We start from the raw sequence: 2,914 nt of genomic DNA on the forward strand, positions 1-2,914 counted from the left end.
TGGGCCCGTATGTTCATCTGCGCCCTAATACCCAGATTGGCAGGTCCGTACATATCGGTAACTTTGTTGAAGTCAAGAACTCCAATGTAGGTGAGGGTACCAAGCTGCCACATCTGCAGTATATCGGTGATGCCGATGTGGGAAGCAATGTCAATTGCGGCTGTGGTACTGTAACCGTAAATTATGATGGTAAGAACAAGCACCGTACCGTAATTGGTGACAATGCCTTTGTAGGCTGCCAGACTGCCCTTGTGGCACCTGTAATAGTAGGTGAAGGTGCTTATATTGGCGCCGGTTCCACTATTACCAAGAACATCCCTCCTGCTGATCTGGCCATTGCCAGGGCTCATCAAAAAAATATCAGCGGCTGGGCAGACAAACGAAAAAAATAAAGTGGTATTTTCAGTGGTTTACTGATAATATATATACGGAAAAATTTTTTCCAATCGTAAAATCGTGTATTAGAATTTGGAGGCTTTAAAACAAAATGTCACAATCTGCAAAGAGCAACATGCGTCTGTTAACTGGTAATGCGAATCCAAAGCTCGCACAGGAAATTGCCGAGCATCTTGGTATCGACCTTATTGAAGCTCAGGTAGGTCATTTCAACAATGGTGAAATCCAGGTCATGATCAGTGAGAGTATCCGTGGTAAGGATATCTTCATCATCCAGCCTACCAGCCAGCCAGTCAACGAAAATCTTATGGAACTCTTAATTATGACTGACGCATGCAAGCGTGCTTCAGCTCATAGTGTAACAGCTGTAGTACCTTATTATGCATATGCCCGCCAGGACCGCAAGACCCGTGGCCGTGAGCCAATCTCTGCCAAGCTGGTGGCTAATCTGATGCATACTGCAGGTCTTGACCGTGTTGTTACAGTTGATTTGCATGCCGGGCAGATACAGGGCTTTTTCGATATTCCTGTGGATCATTTGGCAGCAGCTCCTGCCATGGCAGAATATTTCCATGAGCAGCATTTGGATAATGTTGTGGTTGTATCACCTGACCTTGGCGGTGTTACCCGTGCCCGTAAAATGGCCGATCTCCTGGATGCAGGCATTGCCATTGTGGAGAAGCGTCGTCCTCGTCCTGGCTGTGCCGAGGTAATGAACCTGATTGGCGATGTCAAGGATAAGACCTGTATCATGATTGATGATATGGTAGATACTGCAGGTTCCCTCTGTGAAGGGGCCAAGGCATTGAAGCGTATGGGGGCCAAGGAGGTTTATGCCTGCTGCACCCATGGTATCCTTACCGATCCTGCAGTGCAGAGGATTAATGATTCTGTTATAAAGCAGCTTATTATCACCAATACTATTCCATTGCCTCCTGAGAAGCAGTCCTCGAAGATTGTCTGCATCTCTTTGGCACCGATGTTGGCCGAGTTTATTGATTGTATTTACAATAATGGCTCTGTAAGCAAGCTGTTCAAGTAATTTTTGTAATTTACAGGGGCGAATTTTCATTCGCCCTTTTCTGTTTTTGAGGTGGGAAAATGAAATTTGCAAAGAGAATGGACCAGTTTGGGGAAGGCGTATTTTCCAGATTGGCAGATATGCGTAAGGCAAGGGTGGCAGCCGGGAAAACTGTCATAGACCTCAGTATTGGAGCACCCAATATACCTCCGGCAAAGCACATCATGGAAGCTATGGCCAGAGAAGTGATGAAGCCGTCGAATTATGTATATGCAATCACCGATACAATGGCCATGCTGGAAGCAGTCGCTGCCTGGTACAAGCGCCGTTATGGTGTTGATCTGGATCCTGAGCGTGAAATATGTTCCCTTATAGGCTCCCAGGATGGACTGGCACATATAGCCCTGTCAATTTTGGATCCTGGGGATGTCATGCTGGTACCGGACCCATGCTACCCTATTTTTGCAGATGGACCGAAGCTGGCAGGTGCCGAGCTTTATTACATGCCACAGAAAAAAGAGCATGACTATGTGATACAGCTGAAGGATATACCTGAGGAAATCGCCCGCAGGGCAAAGCTGATGCTGGTGTCATATCCAAACAACCCTACAGCTGCCATGGCTCCAAAGGAGTTTTATACGGAGCTTATAGCTTTTGCCAAGAAATACGATATCATCGTCATTCATGATAATGCATACAGTGAGCTGGTTTTTGACGGCCGCAGCTGGGGCAGCTTTTTGGAGCTGCCTGGGGCCAGGGATGTGGGTGTGGAATTCAATTCCCTGTCCAAGACCTATGGCCTGGCCGGGGCCCGTATAGGCTATTGCCTGGGCAATTCCAAGGTGGTTTCCATGCTGAAGACCCTGAAATCCAATATAGATTATGGAGTATTCCTGCCTGTACAGGCTGCCGCTATTGCTGCCATCACCGGTGACCAGTCTGTTGTGGAGACTACAAGAAAGGCATATGAGCGTCGCCGGGATGTGCTCTGTGATGGCCTTATTGAAGCTGGCTGGCAGATGGATAAGCCACCGGGAACCATGTTTGTCTGGGCACCAATTCCGGAAAAATACGATAGCTCTGAGAAATTTGTAAAGGACCTGCTGGATAAGACCGGAGTCCTGGTCACTCCCGGCAGTGCCTTTGGCCCATCCGGAGAGGGCTATGTCCGCATGGCACTGGTTCAGTCCGAGGAAGATATGCAGAAGGCTGTTGATTCTGTGAAGGCCTCGGGAATATTTTAATATTGCTTATGATAAAAAGGCTTTGGAAAGGTTTTTCCAGGGCCTTTCTTCAGAAATAAAAGGTTGGTACACTGAAGTACGGATATTGTTTCTATAAAAAATATGCATAGTACATAGGCAAAATATGCATTTTTAGTTGAGAAATAGTTAAATTTGTATTAAAATGAATGAGTATTTATTCTATGAATGAGTATTTATTCTCAATAAAAGAAAGTAGGAAATAACATGGTAGAATCTGTATGGTCCATATTGC

At 46.1% G+C, this 2,914-nt stretch carries 3 protein-coding genes; all 3 read left to right on the forward strand.

Annotation, left to right across the window (positions count from 1 at the left end; translation table 11 throughout):
* On the forward strand, nucleotides 1-392 hold a 392-nt coding region (locus tag K6C05_RS03030; protein ID WP_296731068.1), incomplete at its 5' end, for a DapH/DapD/GlmU-related protein.
* Between the two features lie 95 nt (nucleotides 393-487).
* Nucleotides 488-1,438, forward strand: a complete 951-nt coding sequence (locus tag K6C05_RS03035; RefSeq protein WP_296731070.1) for a ribose-phosphate pyrophosphokinase — start codon at nucleotides 488-490, stop codon at nucleotides 1,436-1,438.
* 59 nt (nucleotides 1,439-1,497) lie between these two features.
* A complete protein-coding gene (locus tag K6C05_RS03040) occupies nucleotides 1,498-2,661 on the forward strand; it encodes an aminotransferase class I/II-fold pyridoxal phosphate-dependent enzyme (protein WP_296731073.1) in 1,164 nt (387 codons plus the stop codon).
* The last annotated feature ends 253 nt before the right edge of the window (nucleotides 2,662-2,914 follow it).

Source organism: Anaerovibrio sp. (genome assembly GCF_024697385.1).
GTDB lineage: Bacteria > Bacillota > Negativicutes > Selenomonadales > Selenomonadaceae > Anaerovibrio.

Excerpts from the sequence above, each read along its gene's own strand:
- K6C05_RS03035 (WP_296731070.1), top strand. The coding sequence starts at position 488 with ATGTCACAATCTGCAAAGAGCAACATGCGTCTGTTAACTGGTAATGCG.
- K6C05_RS03040 (WP_296731073.1), top strand. The coding sequence starts at position 1,498 with ATGAAATTTGCAAAGAGAATGGACCAGTTTGGGGAAGGCGTATTTTCC.